This window comes from Shewanella amazonensis SB2B (assembly GCF_000015245.1).
Lineage (GTDB): Bacteria > Pseudomonadota > Gammaproteobacteria > Enterobacterales > Shewanellaceae > Shewanella > Shewanella amazonensis.
In genome coordinates this window covers 1,043,370-1,066,835 of record NC_008700.1, presented here as the reverse complement: position 1 = coordinate 1,066,835, position 23,466 = coordinate 1,043,370, and the positions used below count along the sequence as shown (strand labels likewise).

Here is a 23,466-nt window from a genome sequence, read left to right as displayed (position 1 = left end):
GATTACGGGGGCAATACCAATCTGATCCGCAGGAAAGTCAGACTGCTTTAGTCAGGCAAGAGGGTTCCAGCGCTTTGCCCAGGCGGGCGAGGATGACAGGTTGAGTTTGACGCTCAAGATTTTTGGCAAGCCGCTTACCCCAGAGCCAGGCCACTATGGCCCCCAGCAGCGAAAACACCAGACTGGCAGTTTCACTGCCAAAGCTTAACACTGAGCCTGCCATCTTGCCGCCCAAGGCCCCCAGCAGTAAACCGACAAGTGGGAGCAGATACACCAGCGCCGCCGCTTTGAGCAGCGCTGATTCAGGCAGCCCGAGGCGAATAAGCTCACCGTTCTCAAAAGTCTCGGCGCTTTTGATTGAGAACTGCTGGGTTTTACCGGCAAACGCGCTGGCGATGGCACCCGTGCCACAGTTTTCACTGGCAGCGCAGTGTCCACAGGCCGTTTTGACTTCCACTTCGACCGTCACCCAGCCAGAGGTTTCGACCCGCACGACACGGGCCAGCTCTTCCATCATGATGACTTGTCCAGTGCCAAACTGCGGATAATGCGGCTCAAAGTCGCCATGGGTACTCGCCCTACCGCGACCACCTCGGCATTACCCACTTTTTCGCTGACAAGCCCGAGACCATTGCGGGTCAGAAGCTCATCAGGCATGGGCACATTACCGGCACGGCCAACATACACAGAGATATTGGCGATGCCGTCAGTGATCGCGACATACTCCACAGGCTCCTGTGAGCCCATCAATCTGTGATGATCCCGCGCCACCACCTTGAAACCTTCCGGCAACCAGGTGAAGGTCCAGTTTTGACCATCGTGCCTGTCCAGTTGATTAATCACAGGAGGCCAGTCCTGTTTGGCTGCCTCCACCAAAAGCGGCGCAGGCTCTTCGAGCACCAATAGTTCTACCACCATGATCTGCTCCAGCAACTCTTTTTCGTCGGTCAGCAACTCATAGCGCAGTGGCAGATAGGTTTCCATATCCACCCAAACCTGTAGCGGATAACGGTGAGGATCATTGGGAATAAAACGAACCAACTGCCCGGGTCGCCCGGCAATACGGCTACGGCCACCGAGCACAAACTGGTAGCCCGCCTCGATACCAGCAGGGTCATTGGCGAATACCGCTGGCCACAACCCCTGAATTCTGTCGGCATTTACTGTAAAAGCCGGCTGGTCGTGCTCGATAAAGGTCACCCGGTTATCGATGCGAACCGCATTTTTTATCGGCCCGTTGAGATGCTCAAGGAAGGCCACTTCCTGACCATTAACCTTGCCATGGAGATACACCAGAGGACGTATATGATCGGCCTGAAGATGAATGACCGACATTTTGAACTGTTCTTGATTGAGGGCCCGGCTCATTTCCTCAAGCCAGGCCTTGGCAGACAGGTCCTGGGCAGATACCGGCAGGACCATGGCCACGAGGGCCAGAAGAATGGATCGCAAGCTAACTCCTTCAGCGATTGACTGGAATTGGGGTTACCTCGCTATTGTCGTCCACAACCGCCCCGGTGTTCAATCTCTGCTGCAACATATGATCTTGCAGGTAGGCGTTAATACGGCGACGCTGTTCGAGCAACTGATCGTTGGCATTGCCCTGATTCTGGTTCGCAACGGGTCCGGTTTGCAGGCTCACGGGCGTCGCAGTGCCGACCAGAGGACGGGTGTTAAGTACTGGCAGCGGCGCATCATCCTGGGTGCTCTGATAATTCTGCACCCCAACAACCGCCATCAGTGCCACAGCGGCGGCTATACCGTACTGACCGAGCTGGCGCATAAAGGGAACAACCACAGCACGGGAAGGCGCCTGAGTTGCTTCGCGCTCAACCTTGGGTGCCAGAATAGTAGGCTCATCCTCGAGTGCGGCCGCAATGCGGGCAGACAAATCGAGTGGCATTGCCTGAGGCAATTCATCGCGCATGGCATCACCCATCAGGTGATAACGCTGCCACTTGGCATGAGAATCCGTATCTGCTGCAAGCTCGGCAAGGGTCTGACGATCGGTTTCGCCATCAACACTCGCAGATACCCATTCCTGTCCGGTCTTTTCCATTACTCAAGTCTCTCTTAAGGGTGCAAAAACATGGCTGACGTACCCTGAGGTTTCTCAGGACTCCAGCAGCGGCTGCAGCTTCCTGTCTATCACTTCCCGTGCTCTGAAAATCCGCGAACGCACAGTGCCCACAGGGCATTCCATCACGTTGGCGATATCTTCGTAGCTCATACCATCGAGCTCACGCAGGGAAATGGCCATCTTTAGCTCTTCGGGCAACTCTTCCAACGTCTCAAACACCACACGTTTGATTTCGTCAGACAACATCAGTCGCTCCGGCGAGGCAAACTCTTTTAATGCATCACTGCCGTCATAGTACTCGGCATCATCGGCATCGACATCGTTGGCCGGCGCTCTGCGGCCCTGGGATACCAGATAATTTTTTGCCGTGTTGACCGCGATGCGGTACAGCCAGGTGTAAAACGCACTCTCGCCGCGGAAATTAGCCAGCGCCCGATAAGCCTTGATAAAGGCTTCCTGTGCTACATCGGCCACATCGGCCTGATTGCGCACATAACGGGAAATCAGGTTAATCACCCTGCTCTGGTAACGGAGCACCAGAAGGTTGAATGCGTTTTTATCTCCCTGCTGCACCAGCTCTACGAGCTCTTGATCGCTTTTTTGTCCACTCATTCGAGCCGACTTCTCCCAAATCTAACACACTGATTTTTCAGTCGCTCGAATCATAACTACCTATGTAGACCAGCGTATATTGAAAAAGTTCTGCGATTTTTATTAAAAAAACCCCGACCGGGGCAAGTACCCTAAATTCCCAACAAGGTTTATCATAGCGGGACATTTGAATCCGTCATGATACCCGATGAAACAAGCAGTTGAACACCAGTCAGACATTCTGGTCATCGGCAGCGGTGCTGCTGGCCTGACTTTGGCACTCCATCTTGCTGAAAAAGCAAAGGTAATTCTGATTTCCAAAGGGCCGCTCAGTGAAGGGTCCACCCTGTACGCCCAGGGAGGCATTGCCTCAGTGTTCGACGAGGGCGACACCATTGAGTCCCACGTCGAGGACACTCTGGTGGCCGGTGCGGGTATCTGTGATGAGACTGTGGTCACCTATACCGCCGCCAACGCCAAGGCAGCCATGCAGTGGCTCATCAGCTGCGGCGTGCCCTTTGATAAAGAAGAGCACATCACCAACGAAGCCCAGCCTTACCACCTGACCCGGGAAGGTGGCCACAGCCACAGACGCATTCTGCATGCCGCAGACGCCACCGGCAAAGCGGTTCAGACCACCCTGCAGGAGCTGGCAGCCAACCACCCTAATATTCAGGTGCTGGAGCGCTACAACGCCATCGACCTTATTACCACCCGCAAACTGGGCCGCACCGGCAATCGGGTGCTGGGCGCCTATGTGTGGAATCGCAGTCAGGAGCAGGTTGAGACCGTGAAGGCACGTTTCGTGGCGCTCGCCACCGGCGGCAGCTCCAAGGTGTATCAGTACACATCCAATCCGGACGTGGCCAGCGGCGATGGCATTGCCATGGCCTGGCGTGCCGGGTGCCGGGTGGCCAACATGGAGTTTAACCAATTCCACCCAACCTGCCTGTACCATGCAGAAGCCCGTAACTTCCTGCTGACCGAAGCCCTGCGCGGCGAAGGCGCGTATCTGCGCCGACCCGATGGCAGCCGCTTTATGCCGGACTTCGATGAGCGCGCCGAACTCGCGCCCCGCGATATTGTCGCCCGCGCCATCGACTATGAGATGAAACGCCTGGGTGTGGACTGCATGTATCTGGACATCAGCCACAAACCGGCGGACTTTATTATCAAGCACTTCCCGACCATACACAGCCGTTGCCTGGAATTGGGTCTGGACATTACCAAAGAGCCCATCCCCATAGTTCCCGCCGCCCACTATACCTGCGGCGGTGTGATGACAGATTTGCACGGTCAGACGGATCTCAACGGTCTTTATGCCATAGGCGAAGTGGCCTATACGGGTCTTCATGGAGCCAACCGTCTGGCCAGCAACTCTCTGCTGGAATGTCTGGTGTTTGCCCGCGCCGCCGCACAGGACATTGAGAGTTTGATGGGCAAGATTGCCATGCCGGGTCAGCTGCCAGCCTGGGATGAAAGCCGGGTGAGTAACTCAGACGAAGAAGTGGTCATTGCCCACAACTGGCATGAACTGCGCCTCTTTATGTGGGACTACGTAGGCATAGTTCGCACCGATAAACGCCTCGAGCGGGCGCTCAGGCGGGTAACCATGCTGCAACAGGAAATCCAGGAGTATTACTCCAACTTCCGGGTCAGCAATAACCTGCTGGAGCTGCGTAATCTGGTGCAGGTGGCCGAACTTATCATTCGCTGTGCCATGGCGCGTAAAGAAAGCCGCGGCCTGCACTGTAACCTCGACCATCCTGAAAAACTCGACGTCTCGGGCCCTACGATTTTAACGCCCGAGCGTTAATGAACAGCAGCAAGCGGCACAAATCCCGATAAGGCCCGTCATCGAGCATATCGGCAAATACAAATCGAAGGCGGCCCTGGCCGCTTTCTTTTTTTATCAGCAAGATACAAACAAGCGGCAACACCCATGCCCGCTGCACCCTGTGGCGCCCTTCGCTGTCATCCAAATCGCCGTTGTCGAACAATCCAAATTGCCAACACCAGGTCTTGAGCCGCCACAGAGTGTGAATAAAAAAACCGCTCACCGCCGCTGCCATCAATAACTGCAGTGCAAAAAACGGGAGGAATAAATTGGTGGGCCAGGCAAGAAAGGAAGTAAGGAAAAGCGTCCAAAGGATCACCACGGCAAAGTACTGATCCTTTGAAGACGAGACAGAAAAATTATGGCGCCGGACGTCCACGAACCGTGACTACCATGTCAGCAAGTTCAGAGTCCGGGCATTGCTCATGCCCCATAAACCAGGCAAAGAGCTCGGGATCTTCGCAGGCCAGCAGTCTTACAAACACAGCCTTTTGCTCGTCGCTAAGTGCCTCGTAGTGGTTTTCAACAAACGGCTGGAACAACACGTCCAGCTCCAGCATGCCACGGCGGCAGGCCCAGCGAACGCGGGCAGTACTCATCAACTCAGTCACTTATTGCTTCCTTAAGCCTCTGAAAATTTGGCGCCAAGTTTAGCAGGAAATTGGCAAGGGGGCACCTTGGGACCTCGGAAGATAGCTGACACGCAATTAAAAGCTCTGAACCTGACTGTCGAGCCCTGAAAACAGGTCATCAAAACGTGTCTCAAGCAATCGTTGAACCGCTGGATGCTGGATCATGCGCTCGGCGAACATCACATGATATTCCTCCCGAACGTCCCGAGTTTCGCCTATCACTTGCATGCCGTGGCCTAAAATATCCTGCTTGTAAATCGACGGGGCGACAAAAATCCCTTGTCCGAAAAAGCCGAAGGCTTTCATCATGGCCGCATCGTCGAATTCCCCGAGAATACGCACTTCGAGGTTCTTTTCAGCAAACCAGCGATGCAGCTGCTGCCCAAGGCTGGTGCGCTTTCCCGGGATGAGCAGCTTGTCTTCCTCAAGGCAGGCGGGGAAAGGCTTGGTGTAGGTTTTAGAAGAGAAGAAACTGACGCCGCACTCTCCCAACTTTTTGGACAGGATTTCCGGATATTTGAGGGACTCACCGGCACAATCAGACAGGATCATGTCCAATTTATGCTCCCGCAATCGTGCCATCAGGCTCTCGTGGGTAGCTTCATAACAGGCCAGACGCATACTACCGTCTGTAGGCAACACAGACAGGAGTACCCGGCTCGACAGCGCCTTGGACAGAGCATCTGCAATGCCCACCTCAAACAACATGGCAGCGTCTTTGCGGTAGTTCAATATGTCCAAAAGCTCATAGCTTAAGTTGAACATCTTGTCGGCGTATCGAAAAACCAGCTCCCCCAAGTCCGTGGGTTCAAGTTGTCGCCCAACCCGTTTGAACAGCGCACCACCGAGCCTGTCTTCCAGCGCACGGATCTGCCCGGTAACGGTTTGTGGTGTGAGGCACAGGGCCTCGGCAGCTTTTACCACCGAGCCCTTGCTCTGTACCATCCAGAAATAATAAAGATGGTTGTAATTCAGATGCTGCATTACTTAAGACGCTGACAATCGAGCAGGCTGTACATGGCCTGGGCCAGGCCTTCCTGATCCTTCACTTCGCCAGAGCTCACAGCTTCGGTCAGCCCTTCCACCAACACGTTACGATCGGGGATTCTGTCCACGCAATAGCGGCGATTGGCATCCTGGAAACGACTGCCACCCCGATATTTGAGCGCCCTGCTCTCAAATCCATCGGATTCTGGTCTGGCACCCAGTGCACTGGTTTTGTACATCAGAGCCCCATCGACCACGCCTTCGAGATACAGCAGGCAACCTGGAGAGCGACTGTCTTCCGAACAGGTGTCGAGCGCGGATGCCGAGGAAAATAGCGGCAACAAGGATAATCCGAGGGCAGATACAATAGTGAGTCTCATATTCTTTCTCCTGCTTTAGGCAACACTTTGGACAACCAAAAATAGCCAATTACCGCAGCAAACAGTGAACCCAGCAAGATGCCAATACGGGCCAAATCGCCATAGAGTTCTCCGCCATGCTCAAAGGCCAGAGAAGCAATAAACATCGACATGGTGAAACCGATACCACACATGACGGCCACCGGCGCTATCTGGTGCCAGCCAATCCCCTTGGGCAGCTCGGCCAGTCGCAGCTTCACCGCTGCATAACTGAACAGCAGCACACCTATGGGTTTACCCAGCAGCAGACCCAGGGCAATACCAACCGGTACGGGCGACAGTATGCTGTCAAATCCAACGTTGCCCAGCGGCACCCCGGCATTGGCAAAGGCAAACACCGGTAGAATGAGGAAGTTACTCCAGGGGTGCAGGCTGTGCTCAAGGTGCTCAGAAGGTGAACTGCCGTCTTTAGCCCTGAGCGGAATACAGAAGGCAATGACCACACCGGCGAGGGTGGCGTGCACGCCGGACTTGAGCACGGCTATCCACAATATGATGCCGAGTACCCCATAAGGCGCGAGGGACGTAACGCCCTTACGATTAAGTGCCACCAACCCAGTAACAGCAATCGCCGCAATCACCAGGCTCAGCATAGATAAGTCGGTGCTGTAGAAGAGCGCGATAATCACAATCACACCCAGGTCATCGATGATGGCGAGCGCCAGCAGGAATACTTTCAGCGCCACCGGCACCCGGTTACCCAGAAGCGCCATAATACCCAGGGCAAAGGCAATATCCGTGGCAGCGGGAATGGCCCAGCCGACCTTGGTAACAGGATCGTCAAAATTGAAAAACAAGTAGATGGCTGCAGGAACCAACATACCGCCGATGGCGGCAAAGGTAGGCAGGGATGCTTTGGATGGGCTCGACAAGGCCCCTTCCAGCAACTCACGTTTAACTTCCAAACCAATCAGCAGGAAGAACAGAGCCATCAGGCCGTCGTTAATCCACAGCAGCAGAGGTTTGTTGATGTCCAGCGCCCCAAAACGAACCTGCATTTCGGTATTGAGAAACCCTTGATACAAGCCGGAAAGCGGTGAGTTGGCGAGCAACATGGCCAGTGCAACAGCCACCAGCAGCAAAATGCCACCGGCAGACTCCTGGCTCAAAAAATTACGAATAGCTTTTTCCATTTCGTTACCCCCAAATAAAGCGAATGCATTGAGTGTAGCGAATTAAGACTATCAAAAATAATCGTAAGTTTCTGCCTGAAACCTCGAAATTTCCGAGGTATCAGGCGAAAGTTCACCCATTTTAGATAGCAACGGGCGCCTTGATGTGGGGATGGGGGTCGTAACCACTGAGTTCAAAGTCTTCGAAACGGTAATCAAAAATCGACTCTGGATGGCGGAGGATCTTCATGGTGGGCAGAGGACGAGGCTCCCGTGAGAGCTGCAATTGAGTCTGCTCCATGTGGTTGCTGTAGAGGTGGGTATCCCCACCGGTCCAAACGAAATCGCCCAAGCCAAGATTACACTGCTGCGCCACCATCATGGTCAGCAGCGCATAACTGGCAATATTAAACGGCAGGCCCAGGAACACATCACAGGAACGCTGATAGAGCTGGCAGCTCAGTTTGCCATCGGCCACGTAAAATTGGAAAAACGCATGGCAGGGTGCCAGCGCCATTTTATCCAGCTCTCCCACGTTCCAGGCTGATACGATTAACCGGCGAGAGTCCGGCGTGGCTTTAATCTGCTCAATAACTTGAGAAATCTGATCAATATGGCGGCCATCAGGGGTTGGCCAGCTGCGCCATTGGGCGCCATAGACAGGTCCCAGATTGCCCTTTTCATCGGCCCACTCGTCCCAAATCGACACCTTGTTTTCGTGCAGATAATCCACATTGGTTTCACCTTTCAGGAACCACAGCAGTTCATGAATGATGGAGCGCAGGTGGCACTTCTTGGTGGTAACCAGCGGAAACCCCTCATTGAGGTCAAAGCGCATCTGATAACCGAAAACCGAACGGGTGCCTGTACCGGTTCTGTCACTTTTATCTGTCCCCTTATCGAGGATGTGCTTCATTAAGTCGAGATACTGCTTCATCAGCGGGTTTCCTGTTTACGCAAAATCAAATAAAGACCGAAGAGGATCATCGGCAGAGAAAGAATTTGGCCCATGGTAATAAAACCGAGGTAAAAGCCCAAGTGTGCGTCAGGCTGGCGTACGGTTTCAACGACTATTCGAAAGACACCATAGCCCAAAAGGAACATGCCTGATACGGCGCCTACCTTGTTGGTTCGTTTGGCAAACCACCACAGAAGCATATACAGGGCGACCCCTTCCAACGCGAATTGATACAGCTGTGATGGATGCCTGGGCTCGGGGCCACCGGTGGGAAATACCATGGCCCAGGGCACATCAGATACCCGGCCCCACAGCTCGCCGTTGATAAAATTACCTATGCGACCGGCCCCAAGGCCAATGGGCACCACAGGTGCCACCATATCGGCTACTGCGAAAAATTGTCGCCCCTGACGCCAGGCGATATAAACCATGGCGGTTATCACCCCGATAAGGCCGCCATGGAATGACATGCCCCCTTCTGAGATCCGAAACAGGTACACAGGATCTGCAAGCAAGAGGTCGAAATGATAAAAGAGCACATAACCCAAACGCCCCCCCAGCACTACACCGAGAAAGCCATAAAATAGTAAGTCTGATACCTGCTCGCGGCTCCAAACGCCGTTCGATTGATCTGCTTTGCGATTTAACAGCCACAGGGCCGCCAAAAAGCCAACGAGGTACATAAGCCCATACCAGCGCAAAGCCGGTTCAAAGCTCTGGCCGAACAGCTCAAAGGGCCCAAACTTGGCAATGACTGGATCTATATCGGGAAAATTCAATGGCATGTCAGTTCCGGGGTAACCGAGTTGAGTAGGCTGAAAAAGTTCACCCCATCACCAGACGCAGACCAATCAGGGTTAACAGCACGGCAAAAATTTTCTTGAGCACGGCTGTTGGCCAGGTGCTGGCGGCTTTGGCCCCCAAAGGAGCGGTCAGCATCGAGGTAGACACTATGCCTAGCAAGGCAGGCAGATACACGTACCCCAGGGTAAAGTCAGGCATTCCCTGGGTGTTCCAACCGGCCAGCACATAACTGACACTGCCGGACACCGCAATAAGCAGGCCTGTTGCCGCCGACACGCCCACTGCAGTGCGCATGGCCACGCCAAAATACATCATCAGGGGCACCAGCAGCACCCCACCACCAATGCCCATCAACCCGGCCAGTAAGGCGACAAAAAACACGGCGATAAATATCAGCCCCCCATTTGGCATGGGTTTGGCCGCAGCGGCATTGAAGGGAAAAGCCATTTGCACAGCCATCAGGATCACGAAGATGGCGAAAGCTTGCCTGAGCTGTTCCGCCGGAATTTGTTCAGCAACAAACCCCGAAACCAACGCACCCAGTAAAACGGCGGGGGCCAATATCTTAAGCAGTTGAAAATCAATATTACCTCGGCCGTGGTGTGCCCGGGCCGAGGAGATGGAAGTTAAAATGATGGCCGACAGGGAAGTCGCAATAGCAACATGTGGCAAATAATCGGCAGAAAATCCAACGCCTGGCAGCAAGTAAAGCAGTGCCGGCACTATCATGAGTCCACCGCCTATGCCCAGCAGCCCCGCCATAAAGCCAACAAAGGCCCCCAGCGCCACACAACAACCAATCACCCAAAGTATTTGTTCCACACTTAAACCTTGCCGATTTCCATGATGGGCCGATAGCTTAAAACATTCGCGTCCGGGATGCTAAATTATCCCAGGATGGAGCTCAGTTCCCGCGTATCGAGATATTCACGCACCAGTTCACGCACATCCTGCCCATTGGACATTTGCATCACCAGTGCAAGCAACTGCTCCAGCTCGCTGCGCTCAACGCGTCGCAGCAGGTAATTTATTTTGGCAAGACTCCCCTGGTTCATGGACAGTTCGTCATAGCCCATGGCCACCAGCAGCAGCGCGCCCATGGGCTCACCGGCAAGCTCACCGCACACACTCACATCCAACTTATGCTGGCGACATTCCTGCAACGCCAGCTGCAACGCCCGCAAAACGCCAGGGTGATATGAATCATACAGGCTACTGACGCGGGGGTTGTTTCTGTCAACCGCCAACAAATATTGGGTCAGGTCGTTGCTGCCCACAGAGACAAACTCGACCCGTTGGGCAACTTCTCTGAGCTGGTACAGCAGCGCCGGGACTTCCAGCATCACCCCAACGGGAGGGCGTGCCAGTGATGGGTTAACGTCTGCCCTAAGTTCACTGAACGCCTGGTCCAGGTACAGCAGCGCCTCATCTATCTCATCGAGACTGCTCACCATAGGCAGCAAAATTTTCAGGTTGTCGGTGTCGCCAGCCGCCTGCAGCATGGCTCTTAGTTGCACCAGGAACAGTTCGGGATGATCCAGCGACAGACGAATACCCCGCCAGCCCAGGAAAGGATTTTCTTCGGAGATTGGAAAATAGGGCAGCGGCTTATCCCCCCCCACATCCAGAGTTCGCATCACCACGGGCCGACCGGCGGCCGACTGCAACACGCTGCGATACACCTTTATCTGCTCGGACTCACTGGGGAAACGCTGCTGCAACATAAAGGGGATTTCGGTGCGGTATAGCCCAACACCATCTGCGCCATCGGCAATTTCGCTCGACACGCCGCTCATGAGTCCCGCATTGAGATACAGATGTATACGATGACCGTCCAGGGTCAAGGCGGGCTCTTTCAGCTCCTCGGCGTACTGACGATCGAGGGCCTTTTGGGCACTGATAAGATTGCGATACTCGTCCACCACGGTCGGCGACGGCGAAACCATTAAGATACCGCGACTGGCGTTGAGTACCAGAAGTTGCTTATCCAGATTGGCCTGCAACACCTGCTCGACCCCCATGATGGCAGGTACGCCCAACGCTCTGGCCAGGATGGCCGCATGGGAGTTAACCCCACCGGCTTCTGTCACTATCCCGGCCAGCTTTTGCCTCGGAAACTCGGCCAGCATGCTGGTGTCGGCTTCACGGGTCACCAGGATAACGGGCTTATCGGGATCGAGCATCATGCGGCCGGGCTCAATCAGTTGGCGCAGTACTCTCTGCCCCAAATCCCGGATATCGCTCGCCCGTTCACGAAGATAAGCATCTTCCATGGTTTCAAACTGAGCCACGTAGCGCAGCGACACCCTGCTCACCGCGGTTTCAGCGCTCCAACCAGCCAGCACTTCTCGCTGATATTCACCACCAAGGCTTGCGTCTTCCAGTAAGGACTGCAGCGACGTGAAGATGGAGCTCAGCTCATCATCATGGTCATTTTCAAACTTTTGCGCCAAAGCCGTTAAGGCATCACGACTGCGTCCCATGGCCAGGCGTAACCGATTCACCTCTGCGTCCACATCGGTCGCACAGGCTTCGGGTTGTTCCAGGGAGATTTCGCCGCCGATGACCAGGGCATGGGCAATGGCAACACCCGTGGAGGCACTGGTGCCAGTGAACAGCACCTGATGATCCAGTGAATGCACTTCTGCGCGCCGTTTCAGGCCCCGAATGGCCATGGCAAGCTGCGCGGCGAGCGTCATCAGGAAGGCTTCTTCACCCTCATTAAACTGACGTGCCTTTGCCTGCTGCACCACAATAACGCCAAGTAACTGTTTTTGATAAATGATGGGGGCGGCCAAAAAAGCGCGGTATTCGTCTTCGTTGGCCTCAGGGAACAGCTTGAATCTGGGATGCAGATGGGCGTCGGCGAGGTTAATGGCTTCTTCACGCTGGGCGACCAGGCCAACAAGCCCTTCGCTGAGCGGCATCTTGACCCGGCCCACGGCGGATTTTTCAAGCCCATCGGTGGCAGACAACACCAATTGTTGTTGTTCGAGGATATAGATGGAACAACACTCTGTTTCCATGGCGGCCTTGGTCTGGCCCACCAGGGACTCGAGTGCCAACTCGAGGGTATGGGCCGACGCCACCGATTGTGTGATATCCCTGAGCGTATTGAGCACTGCCTTTATCTCCCCCGATTTTCAGACACGCCGTTAAGATTACCGCCCTCTGTTTCGCTTACCCCGTGGAATTTCCCTTGCCTGCAGCGCCAGTGCCACAGGGGCAAACTCTTTCATCACCTTTCGGTAAACATCACGCTTGAACGACACGACTTGCCGAACAGGATACCAATAACTGACCCAACGCCAGTCATCAAATTCAGGATGACCGGAAGAATTCAGATTAATGGCGCTTTCCTGACTCTTGAGCATCAACAAAAACCATTTCTGTTTTTGCCCGATACAGACAGGTCTACTGTCTTGCCGTACCAAACGTTTGGGCAAACGATACCTGAGCCAGGATCGTGTTGAAGTGAGGATTTGTACATGTTCGGGCCTCAGGCCCACTTCCTCGTATAATTCACGGTACATGGCATCTTCGGCAGTTTCGCCGTCATCCAGGCCCCCTTGGGGAAATTGCCATGAATGTTGTCCAAATCGTCTGGCCCACATGACTTGGCCATAAGCGTTACAGATGATGATGCCCACATTTGCGCGAAAGCCGTCGCTATCAATCACATGGACTCCAAAGTACATAAATCGTAATAGAAGGATTGTTTCACAAAGCCAAGCTGGCAGCAAACCCCTATTTGCTGGACTTCTTTGGATAATTCTCTGTAGTAAGCACTCTTATCAACAGAGCATGTATTGCAAATCCGATTCTATCCACAAAATCTGTGGATATGTCTGTAGGCAAGTAACGGGAATCATTGGAAATGTTCAATATTAGTTCAGATCGATGTAGATCAATCATTCACCACAACTATTTTATCTATTTGTTTTTATTAAATTAATAAATCAAAAACCGAAGAGCGCATGACTAAGCACACAGGATCGCACAAAAATGAACCAAGTGGCAGACAACAGACTTTGTCTGGTCTTAACGCTCAGTTTTATGCACATCCCTGCACATGGGTGATGGAAAATAATCGGGAAATGTGACGATTTTTTCCGTTGACTCAGGGGGTTTTCTCCAGTATTGGCGGTGCTGCTTGACAGTTATCCCATAAATCTGTGGATAAATGTGTGGGGAATAATGGGGAAATACGCGAGTAACTTTCAAGTAATTGCGAGCTGTCTAAATTCATTTTTGAAAAATAAAATCAATACAACAAGTTAGTAGATACAACTATCAAAAAACTTATCCAAGTCGAAGATGAGGTCAAAAATGCAGCAATATTGATCTTATCCCCAAAGTGGGTAGAATCCGCTCCATGAACACTCCCCTCCCCCCTCAAAGTCTCGATGAATTGCTGCGCCGGGCCAAAATGATGGCAGGCCTTTCCCTTGGGCAACTCGCAGCAGGGCTGGGCTGGCCAGTCCCCGCAAACCTGAAGCGGGATAAGGGCTGGATAGGCCAGCTGATAGAGCAAGAGCTGGGCGCCACCGCAGGCTCAAGACCCGAACAGGACTTTCTGCATCTGGGGGTGGAGCTCAAAACCATTCCCATCGATCGCAGCGGTAAGCCGTTGGAAACCACCTATGTGTGTGTTGCTCCCTTAATGGATACCCATGGGCTGCGTTGGGAGCAAAGTCTGGTAAAGCACAAACTCGAGCGGGTACTTTGGGTTCCGGTGGAAGGCGAACGAGACATTCCGGTTGCCGACAGGCGCATAGGCACCGCTATTTTGTGGCAACCCACGCCACAACAGAGTGCATCGCTTCGCCAGGACTGGGAAGAAATCATGGAGTTCATCGCCCTGGGTAAGGTGCATCGCCTCAGCGCAAGACACGGTGAGGTGTTACAGCTTCGTCCCAAAGCGGCCAATGCTGCTGCCAAAACCGAGTGCATTATGGAAGACGGCACCGTCGGACTGACCAATCCCCGAGGCTTTTATCTGAAGATCCCCTTCACTCAAGCCATACTGCGCCAGGCTTTTGACTACTAGCCGTCATCGAATCGACACCTGAATTGATTCAGATCACGTTAAGGGCTGGTAATGAGGCATAGGTTTTCTATACACTAGCTCCTTCTTCGTAAAGGCTAATTTTTCGGGTTTTGAAGCTGCAGTGAGAGCGATTCGTCAGGCAAAAAAGCTGTTGTTTGCCATCCTGGCCTGGGGCATCGCCATGGCCGCCTTTGTCTTCTTTCGTTATGCGCAAACGCAAGACCTGCCCCAATGGGCGGTTGGCTCCGCCGATCTCGCGACTCTGGCCATCTACATGGGGATCATCTTCGGCAGTCTGCATTGGATGTCTAATCTCATTGCCGATTTCAGTGCCATTAATCGCCTGCCGTATCTGTTTTCTGTGCTGTTCAAGGGACTTTTCCTGCTCCTTGGCGCCACGACCCTCGCCTATATCACCCAATTTCTGAATATGTGGGCCATCGAAAACCACATGACGACGCTCAGGCAGATGCTGACTGTTCATGTACTTTACAGCCCATCCTTTCAGGCACTGATTGTCTATCTGGTGGTGGTGCGGATGGGGCTTGCCTTTATTGAGCAGATGGCACTGCTGGTTGGTCCCAGAGTGCTGTTCAATATCGGCCTTGGCAAATACCACAAGCCCAGATACGAGCAGCGGCTATTCCTCTATCTGGACATGGTCGCCAGCACCACCCACGCAGAATCCCTCGGGGATTATCGCTTCAGTCGCCTTATTCAGGACAGCTTCAGCCTGCTGTCAGACACAGTGGCCAATAACGAAGCCGAGATTTACCGCTATATGGGCGATGCTGTGCTGATCCACTGGCCGCTGAATGAAGGGATACAGAAAGACCGCTGCATGAACATCTATTGGGAGTTCAGTCAGCAACTGAATTGGCAGCGGCAGTATTTTGAAGAGCATTATGGCTTTGTGCCCAAGTTCAAGGCGGCGGCACATTGTGGTCAGGTCGTAGCGGCCGTTGTCGGAGTGCAAAAGCAGGAAATCAGCTTCTTCAGTGATGTACTCAATACCCTCGCCAGACTCCAGGATCAGTGCAATCCACTGGGGCAGAGAATGCTGATTTCCGGTGCGCTTGCGGCGCGGCTCGATAATGATGACAGTGATTACCAGCTGAGCTCCCTCGGACCGGTAAAGCTCAAAGGTAAACAACACTCCATTGAAGTCTTTGGCGTAACACCAAAGCGGGGCGACTAACGTCTCGCCCCTTCATTCTGGTTGCGTGCTCAGCCCTGCCTGGATTCGCCACCGAGCAACTTTTCGATTTCCAACCCCAGTGTTCTGAACGTTCGGATGCGGCTGGTCGTTTGACGCCACACCAACCCTATATCGCGATAGGGTGCACTGCCCGGTGGGTCCATCACCGCGAGTTCAGTGTCTTTGAGGATACCCGCATCAATGGCCATTTGTGGCAGGAAGGTGGTGCCCAGCTTACTGTTTACCATTTGCACCAGGGTGTGCAGACTGGTTGCAGCAAAGGGATTAATCTTGTTGGAGTCGCCCAACTGACAGGCACTGATGGCATGACCCGTAATACAGTGTTCATTCTGCAGCAGAAAAATACTTTCGTCCGGTAACGCCTGATAGTCCACCGGCTGATGCACTTCATGGGACAAGTCTTTGTGCATCACCATCTTGAACGGGTCCACACCAACTTTCATGCTGTGAAATCCTGAAGTATCCACAGGCAAGGCCAACAACAGTAAATCCAGTTCACCTTTACCAAGGGCATCGAGCAGGCGCTCGGTGGTGTCTTCTTTCAGCAGTAATACCATGTTGGGATAGTGCTGCTGACAGTGACGCACCACCCGGCTCAGTAGAAAAGGGGCTATGGTGGGGATACAGCCCAAACGGATTTCCCCGGTCATGGGTTCGCCCTGATTGCGCACCAACTCCACCAAATCATCCACATCGGTCAGAATTTTGCGGCAGCGGCCAACCACTTCTTCACCGATGGCCGTAAACATAAATGACTTATGATCGCGTTCAATCAATTGATGTCCCAGTTGCTCCTCAAGATTTTGAATACCACTGGAGAGGGTCGACTGACTGACATTACATACCTTGGCGGCGCGATTAAAATTCTGTTCCTGATAGAGATTCACCAGATAATAGAGATTTTTAAGGCTGGGAAGATGTTTCATTTTACCGATTACCGCCGCTTGGATGGATTGATAGGACACTTTGCACTTTAACACAGGCTTTACCTGAGTTCATAAGGTCCACACGCGGATATGTGAGCAATATCTGCACAAGTGAGGCACTCACAGGGTGTCGCTATACCCCAAGGCCATGCAGCAGAAGCGGGGAGCACGGTAAAAGCTGAGTTTCCGTTGACTAAATGCGGGTTCACCCGCATCGGGGAACGCAGTCTCACGAAAGACAAAAGGCCTTAATCAGCAAAGCGGGATCAGATAGATAAAGTGATAATCCAAAGGGGGAACGCGGAAAAACGAGTGCAAGACAGGAAAGAGAACATAGAGGAAAGATTACCGGCGCAGACCAAGTATGCCTGACGCCGGTGGCAGCTCCTATCAGGCTTTTGCCTGCAGGAAGGCTTTCAGTGCAGCGAGATCGTCAAAGGCATGGGTGGCAATCACATCCAGCCACTCGACATGGCCGGCTTCCCAGCCATCGTCATTGCCGTGCTGCAGCAATTGAGCATATTGCTGGATGCGCTTCAGGCCAACACTGCCAGCCGCACCTTTAAACTTGTGAGCCTCAGAGCAAAGGGTGTCCTTATCGCCGGCTTCTTTTGCCTTGACCAGGTTGCCCACATATTCGGGCATCAGCTGCTCAAACAGCACCACACTCTTGAGCAAGGTTCCGGCCCCAATCGCACTGCAATATTGTTCAAGAGTGTTCAAATCCAAAATCTCGTCCAGTGCAGCAGTTGCCATCAAGGCCCCCTTAACAGTCATAAAATGGTCCACATCGGCAGTCAATTGCCGACAATACTATCGCACATAATACCTTCTCTGCCCCACGGTGCAACCGTATGGCGTTTCAGCCATGTGGATATTTTCTAATTTCAACAAATAATTAACCTCTTGTTGCCGTTGGAGAGGCTTAAGAAACTTACGTATTTTTATCATTGAGGTAAGGATATTCAGTCAAACAGCCCTGGCCACCCGTTCGTGCCAGACTGCTGCAAATGGCCCCCATCCCCAACCATTTATGACCACACCAATCGGGTGCCAATAACAAAGGCGGCCTGGCGTGGGCCGTAACCCGGTGTAAAATAATGTCTGCCGGAGTGCGTTGAATAAGACGCACCGCGGCGTTCACGTAATCATCCAAACTCAAGGTATCGAGCCTTCCTGCCCGCCACTGCCTCGCCATGATGCTGCCTTCCACTATATGCAGTGGATGCAGCTTGAGGCCATCGACTCCAAGTGCCAGCACCTGCCGGTGTGATTCGACGAAATCCTCTGACGTCTCTCCGGGCAATCCCAGGATAAGATGGGTACACACCTTGATGCCCAGCCTTCTGGCCCGGGTCACGGCATCAGCATATATGGCAAAATCATGGCCCCGATTGATTCTTTTCAGGGTGTCATCCCGGGCGGTCTGCAGCCCCAAATCCAGCCACACATCGATCCCCTGCTGTTGATAGTCGGCCAACAAATGCAGCACCGCATCAGGAACACAGTCAGGGCGTGTTCCCACAAAGAGTCCCGCCACATTCCCAATCGACAGCGCCTCATCGTATCTGCGCTTAAGTACGGCAACCTCATCGTAGGTACTGGTGTAAGCCTGAAAATAAATGAAATACAGCGCATCAGTTCGCCCGGCCATCTGCCGCTTAAGCTGCGATGGGATATCAAACTGCTGGCCATCGTCGGCGTTGAAAGAAGGCACATGGCAAAAAGTGCAGCCACCAATGCCGAGACTGCCATCGCGGTTTGGGCAGGTAAAATGCGCATCCAGGGTCAACTTGCGTACCCGCTTGCCAAACCGAAGACGGCAGTCATTGCCGAAGGTGTTTACCAGCGCATCCAATGTGGGCGTTACGCTAACCGGTTGAGACACAGGCCCCTCCATTAGAAAGAAAGCGCCAGTATGGACCCGTGGACTCGGTAACACCCGGATCCAGGTCAAAGGGACTGCCTTTTTCCCATTTTTGCTGCGCCAGTCATCTTTATGGCGAACAAAACAGGATGTTAGTCACAGTTTTTGAATAGTTAATCAATGGCATTTATTTAAAAACAAGCTACTGTGCCTGCAAAAAAAATCACTATTTGCAAACGCCAAACAATCGCCACCCCTGTTACACAATCGTAAATCAAAAAATAACACAATTTTAAAATTGCTATAATTCATAATGTTATACAACACTTTCACCAGTTGACGTTAACGTAACCCAATTATCAAAACTGTATGAAACATGATTTTTTACCCATGTTTTATGCAATCTTTAAGTTTGACCTTTGTAAATTCTCAGGATAATTTGGGAGATTCGGGTGCATATCTATCATTGTCATTTGCGTGATTCCCCGAGCAGTATCAGTCACAGGTTTTCAGGTGGGGAATTAGTATGAGCTTGTATCATCCCAGTTTTGAGCGGGACAATTGTGGATTTGGTCTGATTGCCCAGATGGACGGCGAAGCCAGTCACCGTATTGTGCGTACCGCCATTACCGGACTGGATCGCATGAAGCACCGCGGCGGCATTGCCGCAGATGGTCGCACGGGTGATGGTTGCGGCCTCCTGATGCAATTGCCCATCAAGTTTTTCGAGTCGATTGCCGCCGAAAATGACTGGCACCTGTCGCGCAAGTTTGCCGTCGGCATGTTCTTTTTAAGTCAGGACGAAGAAAAAGTCGCTGCCGCACGCTTTGTGCTTGAGCGCGAGCTTGAAAAAGAAACCCTCTGCATCGCCGGTTGGCGTGAGGTGCCTGTTAATCCCGATGTGCTGGGTGAAATAGGTAAGGCCAGCCTGCCACGTATCGTTCAGGTACTGATTAATGCGCCCATTGGCTGGCGTGAAAAAGACCTCGAACGTCGCCTCTATATGGCCCGTCGCCGCCTCGAGCAGCAAATGACTGCCGATCCCGACTTCTATGTGGCCAGTCTTTCTGGTCAGGTGATTGTTTATAAAGGCCTGATGATGCCAGCGGACCTGCCCGCCTTTTATCCCGATCTGGCCGATTTGCGTCTGGAAAGTGCTATCTGTTTGTTCCACCAGCGCTTTTCAACCAATACTTCTCCCAAGTGGCCACTGGCTCAGCCTTTCCGCTATCTGGCGCACAACGGTGAAATCAACACCATTACCGGCAACCGCCAGTGGGCCCGCGCCCGCGCGTACAAGTTCAATTCGCCGCTGTTGCCCGATTTGCAGCAAGCCGCCCCCTTTGTAAACGAAACCGGCTCTGACTCATCCTCTTTGGATAACATGCTGGAAATGCTGCTCTCCGGCGGAATGGACCTGTACCGTGCCATGCGTTTGCTGATTCCGCCCGCATGGCAAAGTAACCCTGAAATGGACGAAGAGCTCAAAGCCTTCTACGACTTTAACTCCATGCATATGGAACCCTGGGATGGACCGGCGGGTATAGTCATGACCAACGGCCGCCACGCCGCCTGCGCGGTGGACCGTAACGGCCTGCGTCCATCCCGTTATGTGATTACCAAGGACCGCATACTGACCCTGGCCTCTGAAGTGGGTATCTGGGATTACCAGCCCGACGAGGTGGTGGAAAAGGGGCGCGTTGGTCCGGGTGAGCTTTTGGTGCTCGATACCCTAAACGGTCGCCTGTATCAGTCATTCGAGATTGATAACGACCTCAAACGCCGTCATCCCTATAAAGAATGGATGGCGAAGAACAGCCGCACCCTCAAGAGTGCGGAAGAGATGAGTAGCGAGCAGCACGGCGCCAGCGAATTCAGTCGTGATACCCTGCTACAGTACCAAAAGCTGTTTGGCTACAGCCGTGAAGAACTCGAACAGGTTATTTGGGTACTGGCAAGCCAGGGTGAAGAGGCCGTGGGCTCCATGGGCGACGATACCCCCATGGCGGTGCTGTCCAACAAACAGCGCTCACTTTACGACTACTTCCGCCAGAAATTCGCCCAGGTGACAAACCCGCCCATCGACCCACTGCGTGAAAAACACGTGATGTCGCTGGCCACCTGTGTGGGCCGTGAGCAGAACCTCTTCAATGAAACCACAGGCCACGCCTACCGGGTGATGTTCAACTCGCCTGTTTTGCTGTTCAGCGATTTCAATCAGTTGATGTCCCTCGATAAAGCCTATTACCGCGCCAATATCGTTGACCTCAACTACGACCCGGCAGAAGGGCTTGAAGGCGCCATTCGCCGCATCACAGATGATGCCGAGCGTCTGGCCCGCACCGGCACTACGCTGCTGGTGCTGTCTGACCGCGCCGTGGCCAAAAACCGTCAGGTGATCCCGGCCGCCATGGCTGTGGGCGCCGTGCAGCAGATGCTGGTATCCAAGAGCCTGCGCTGCGACACCAACATTATCGTGGAAACCGCCTCTGCCCGCGATCCACACCACTTTGCGGTGTTGCTGGGCTTTGGTGCCACCGCCATCTATCCCTACCTGGTGTATGAATCCATTGCCGACCTGGCCAAGCGCAATGACAGCGCCGACGACATGGTGGCCTTGATGCTGAACTTCCGTTACGGCATCGAGAAAGGACTGCGCAAGATCATGTCCAAGATGGGTATCAGCACAGTGGCTTCATACCGCTGCAGCCAGCAGTTCGAGGCCATAGGTCTGGCCCGCGATGTCATTGAACTCTGCTTTAAAGGCGTGGTGAGTCGCATCGAAGGGGTGAGCTTTGATCACCTTGCCAAGGACCAGCATAAGCTGCATCAGGCCGCCTTCCGCCCCCACGTTTCCTTGCAACAGGGCGGTTTGCTCAAGTACGTCGAAGGCGGTGAGTACCATGCCTTCAACCCTGATGTGGTCAATACGCTGCAGGCTTCACTCATCAGTCGCGACTACAGCAAGTACAAGGCCTTTGCCAAGCACGTCGATGAGCGTCCGGTGGCAATGCTCCGGGATCTGTTGGGCGTAAAAGGCACCCTCGATGCCATTCCCGCCGACACGGTAGAAGCCGCAGCCAACCTGTATCCCCGCTTCGACAGCGCCGCCATGAGTATCGGTGCCTTAAGCCCCGAAGCCCACGAAGCGCTGGCCATTGCCATGAACCGCCTCGGCGGCCGTTCCAACTCAGGGGAAGGCGGCGAAGACCCGCGCCGTTTCGGTACCGAGAAGAACTCCGCCATCAAGCAAATTGCCTCTGGCCGTTTTGGTGTCACCGCCCATTACCTTATCAATGCCGAAGTGCTGCAGATTAAAGTGGCTCAGGGGGCTAAACCCGGCGAAGGCGGTCAGCTGCCCGGCCACAAGGTGAGCGTGGAAATTGCCGGTCTGCGTTATGCCCGTCCGGGCGTGACCCTGATTTCGCCACCGCCGCACCACGACATCTATTCCATTGAAGATTTGGCGCAGCTGATTTTCGATTTGAAGCAAATCAACCCCAAGGCCCTTATCAGCGTAAAACTGGTATCAGAGCCGGGCATTGGCACCATCGCCACGGGTGTTGCCAAGGCCTATGCCGACATGATTACCGTGTCCGGCTATGACGGTGGCACCGGGGCAAGCCCCCTCACCTCGGTCAAGTATGCCGGCTCGCCTTGGGAGCTGGGTCTGGCAGAGGTGCATCAGGCTCTGGTGGACAACGGCCTGCGCCACAAAATCCGCCTGCAGGTGGACGGCGGCCTCAAAACAGGTACCGACGTTATCAAGGCCGCATTGCTTGGCGCCGAGAGTTTTGGCTTCGGCACAGTGCCTATGATTGCGCTGGGCTGTAAATATCTGAGAATCTGCCACCTGAACAACTGCGCCACCGGCGTGGCAACCCAGGATAAAAATCTGCGCGATAAACACTTCCACGGCTTGCCTGAGCGGGTGATGACTTACTTCGAATTTGTTGCCGAAGAAGTCCGTGAGTGGATGGCCAGGCTGGGTGTTGCAAAGTTTGAAGATCTGGTAGGTCGCAGCGACTGGTTGTACGCACTGGCGGGACAAACCGAGAAGCAACATGGTCTGGATCTGTCCCCCATCCTGTATCAGCCACAGGTACGCGCTGGGTCATCCAGAACCTGGAAAGAGATAAACCCACCGACGGATACCGGTGAGCTGAACCAGCGTCTGCTGAAAGATGCCGCCGATGCCATCAGCCGCGGCGAAGGTTTCAGCGCCGCCTACAGCATCAACAACACAGATCGCTCAGTGGGCGCCGCCCTCAGTGGCCACATCGCTGCCTGCTGTGGTCTCAAGGGCACCAAGGCGCCGGTCAGCCTGTCATTTAACGGCACCGCCGGCCAAAGTTTTGGTGTGTGGAACGCCCCCGGACTGGAAATGAGCCTGTGCGGTGATGCCAACGACTATGTGGGCAAGGGGATGTCCGGCGGCAAGCTGTCCATCTACCCGCCACTTGGCAGTGCCTTCCAGAGCGAGCGCACCGCCATCGTGGGCAATACCTGCCTCTATGGCGCAACCGGCGGCCAGTTCTTTGCTGCGGGCCAGGCGGGTGAACGCTTCGGTGTGCGCAACTCAGGCGCCGTGGCGGTGGTAGAAGGCCTTGGCGACAACGGCTGCGAATATATGACCGGCGGCATTGTGGTGGTATTGGGTAAAACCGGGGTGAACTTTGGCGCCGGTATGACAGGTGGCTTTGCCTACGTGTTCGACCAGTTCGGCCGCTTTGGCCGCAGGGTAAACACCGAAATGGTCGACACCCAAAAGGTGGAGTCAGCCATTCACCAGAAACACCTCAAAGGCCTGATAGAGGCCCACGTCAAAGAGACCGGCAGCGAACATGCCCGGGCGATTTTGAGTGACTTTGATAACTGGCTCGACTGCTTCGTGCTGGTCAAGCCGAAGAATGTAGCGGTGGCCGATCTGCTCAAACTCGAGCAGCCAAGCCCTGAACTGGCAGTAAAGGCGGGGTAACAGCAA

Annotated in this window: 21 protein-coding genes; 4 read left to right on the top strand and 17 right to left on the bottom strand. The window is 53.8% G+C overall.

The window, feature by feature from the left end:
- Positions 1-37: 37 nt before the first annotated feature.
- The 4 genes from SAMA_RS04585 to rpoE are packed head-to-tail and all read right to left on the bottom strand — an operon-like array spanning position 38 to position 2,692.
- The gene (locus SAMA_RS04585; RefSeq protein ID WP_011758994.1) at positions 38-517 is read right to left on the bottom strand and encodes a SoxR reducing system RseC family protein; all 480 of its coding nucleotides are present in this window, start codon (positions 515-517) and stop codon (positions 38-40) included.
- The gene (locus SAMA_RS04580; RefSeq protein WP_011758993.1) at positions 514-1,452 is read right to left on the bottom strand and encodes a MucB/RseB C-terminal domain-containing protein; all 939 of its coding nucleotides are present in this window, start codon (positions 1,450-1,452) and stop codon (positions 514-516) included. The genes SAMA_RS04585 and SAMA_RS04580 overlap by 4 nt, the downstream gene beginning before the upstream one ends.
- Before the next feature lie 10 nt (positions 1,453-1,462).
- Positions 1,463-2,059 carry a sigma-E factor negative regulatory protein gene (locus SAMA_RS04575; RefSeq protein WP_011758992.1) on the bottom strand — a complete coding sequence of 199 codons (597 nt, stop codon included), beginning with the start codon at positions 2,057-2,059 and terminating at the stop codon, positions 1,463-1,465.
- A 54-nt stretch (positions 2,060-2,113) separates the two neighbouring features.
- Positions 2,114-2,692, bottom strand: a complete 579-nt coding sequence (gene rpoE, locus SAMA_RS04570) for an RNA polymerase sigma factor RpoE (RefSeq protein ID WP_011758991.1) — start codon at positions 2,690-2,692, stop codon at positions 2,114-2,116.
- Positions 2,693-2,879: 187 nt separating this feature from the next.
- Here rpoE and nadB point away from each other — a divergent pair, with 187 nt between their 5' ends.
- Positions 2,880-4,487, top strand: a complete 1,608-nt coding sequence (gene nadB / locus SAMA_RS04565) for an L-aspartate oxidase (RefSeq protein WP_011758990.1) — start codon at positions 2,880-2,882, stop codon at positions 4,485-4,487.
- Here nadB and SAMA_RS04560 read toward each other — a convergent pair.
- The 10 genes from SAMA_RS04560 to rppH form a co-directional block, all read right to left on the bottom strand.
- Positions 4,462-4,887 (bottom strand): protein YgfX, encoded by a 426-nt coding sequence (locus SAMA_RS04560; RefSeq protein ID WP_011758989.1) that lies wholly within the window; start codon positions 4,885-4,887, stop codon positions 4,462-4,464. The genes nadB and SAMA_RS04560 overlap by 26 nt on opposite strands.
- A complete protein-coding gene (locus SAMA_RS04555) occupies positions 4,868-5,107 on the bottom strand; it encodes an FAD assembly factor SdhE (RefSeq protein ID WP_011758988.1) in 240 nt (79 codons plus the stop codon). Before SAMA_RS04555 ends, SAMA_RS04560 begins: the two co-directional genes overlap by 20 nt.
- 108 nt (positions 5,108-5,215) lie before the next feature.
- A complete protein-coding gene (gene nhaR / locus SAMA_RS04550) occupies positions 5,216-6,124 on the bottom strand; it encodes a transcriptional activator NhaR (protein WP_011758987.1) in 909 nt (302 codons plus the stop codon).
- Entirely contained in the window at positions 6,124-6,507 is a 384-nt protein-coding gene (locus SAMA_RS04545) for a hypothetical protein (RefSeq protein ID WP_011758986.1), read from the bottom strand. The genes nhaR and SAMA_RS04545 overlap by 1 nt, the downstream gene beginning before the upstream one ends.
- Positions 6,504-7,679, bottom strand: coding sequence for a Na+/H+ antiporter NhaA (nhaA, locus tag SAMA_RS04540; protein ID WP_011758985.1), 1,176 nt, complete (start codon positions 7,677-7,679; stop codon positions 6,504-6,506). Before nhaA ends, SAMA_RS04545 begins: the two co-directional genes overlap by 4 nt.
- A gap of 121 nt (positions 7,680-7,800) precedes the next feature.
- Positions 7,801-8,595, bottom strand: coding sequence for a thymidylate synthase (gene thyA / locus SAMA_RS04535; RefSeq protein WP_011758984.1), 795 nt, complete (start codon positions 8,593-8,595; stop codon positions 7,801-7,803).
- A complete protein-coding gene (lgt, locus tag SAMA_RS04530; protein ID WP_011758983.1) occupies positions 8,595-9,401 on the bottom strand; it encodes a prolipoprotein diacylglyceryl transferase in 807 nt (268 codons plus the stop codon). The genes thyA and lgt overlap by 1 nt, the downstream gene beginning before the upstream one ends.
- A 40-nt stretch (positions 9,402-9,441) precedes the next feature.
- The gene (locus SAMA_RS04525) at positions 9,442-10,242 is read right to left on the bottom strand and encodes a sulfite exporter TauE/SafE family protein (RefSeq protein WP_041409685.1); all 801 of its coding nucleotides are present in this window, start codon (positions 10,240-10,242) and stop codon (positions 9,442-9,444) included.
- A gap of 65 nt (positions 10,243-10,307) precedes the next feature.
- Positions 10,308-12,542 carry a phosphoenolpyruvate--protein phosphotransferase gene (gene ptsP, locus SAMA_RS04520; protein WP_011758981.1) on the bottom strand — a complete coding sequence of 745 codons (2,235 nt, stop codon included), beginning with the start codon at positions 12,540-12,542 and terminating at the stop codon, positions 10,308-10,310.
- Positions 12,543-12,581: 39 nt separating this feature from the next.
- On the bottom strand, positions 12,582-13,100 hold the full coding sequence (gene rppH / locus SAMA_RS04515) for an RNA pyrophosphohydrolase (protein WP_041409684.1): 519 nt from the start codon (positions 13,098-13,100) through the stop codon (positions 12,582-12,584).
- Between the two features lie 695 nt (positions 13,101-13,795).
- On the opposite strand from rppH, the gene mutH reads away from it, so the two are divergent.
- Positions 13,796-14,470 carry a DNA mismatch repair endonuclease MutH gene (gene mutH / locus SAMA_RS04510; RefSeq protein WP_011758979.1) on the top strand — a complete coding sequence of 225 codons (675 nt, stop codon included), beginning with the start codon at positions 13,796-13,798 and terminating at the stop codon, positions 14,468-14,470.
- Positions 14,471-14,591: 121 nt separating this feature from the next.
- Complete coding sequence (locus SAMA_RS04505; protein WP_011758978.1) at positions 14,592-15,668, top strand: adenylate/guanylate cyclase domain-containing protein; 1,077 nt, start codon at positions 14,592-14,594, stop codon at positions 15,666-15,668.
- Between the two features lie 29 nt (positions 15,669-15,697).
- On the opposite strand, the gene oxyR is transcribed toward SAMA_RS04505, so the two are convergent.
- The 3 genes from oxyR to SAMA_RS04490 all read right to left on the bottom strand — a co-directional run bounded on the left by oxyR (position 15,698) and on the right by SAMA_RS04490 (position 18,515).
- Entirely contained in the window at positions 15,698-16,615 is a 918-nt protein-coding gene (gene oxyR / locus SAMA_RS04500) for a hydrogen peroxide-inducible genes transcriptional activator OxyR (RefSeq protein WP_041410131.1), read from the bottom strand.
- A gap of 390 nt (positions 16,616-17,005) precedes the next feature.
- A complete protein-coding gene (locus SAMA_RS04495) occupies positions 17,006-17,371 on the bottom strand; it encodes an Hpt domain-containing protein (protein ID WP_011758976.1) in 366 nt (121 codons plus the stop codon).
- 178 nt (positions 17,372-17,549) lie between these two features.
- Complete coding sequence (locus SAMA_RS04490; RefSeq protein WP_049757815.1) at positions 17,550-18,515, bottom strand: TIGR01212 family radical SAM protein; 966 nt, start codon at positions 18,513-18,515, stop codon at positions 17,550-17,552.
- A 493-nt stretch (positions 18,516-19,008) separates the two neighbouring features.
- Between SAMA_RS04490 and gltB the strand changes: the two genes are divergently transcribed.
- Entirely contained in the window at positions 19,009-23,460 is a 4,452-nt protein-coding gene (gene gltB, locus SAMA_RS04485) for a glutamate synthase large subunit (RefSeq protein ID WP_011758974.1), read from the top strand.
- Positions 23,461-23,466: the final 6 nt, after the last annotated feature.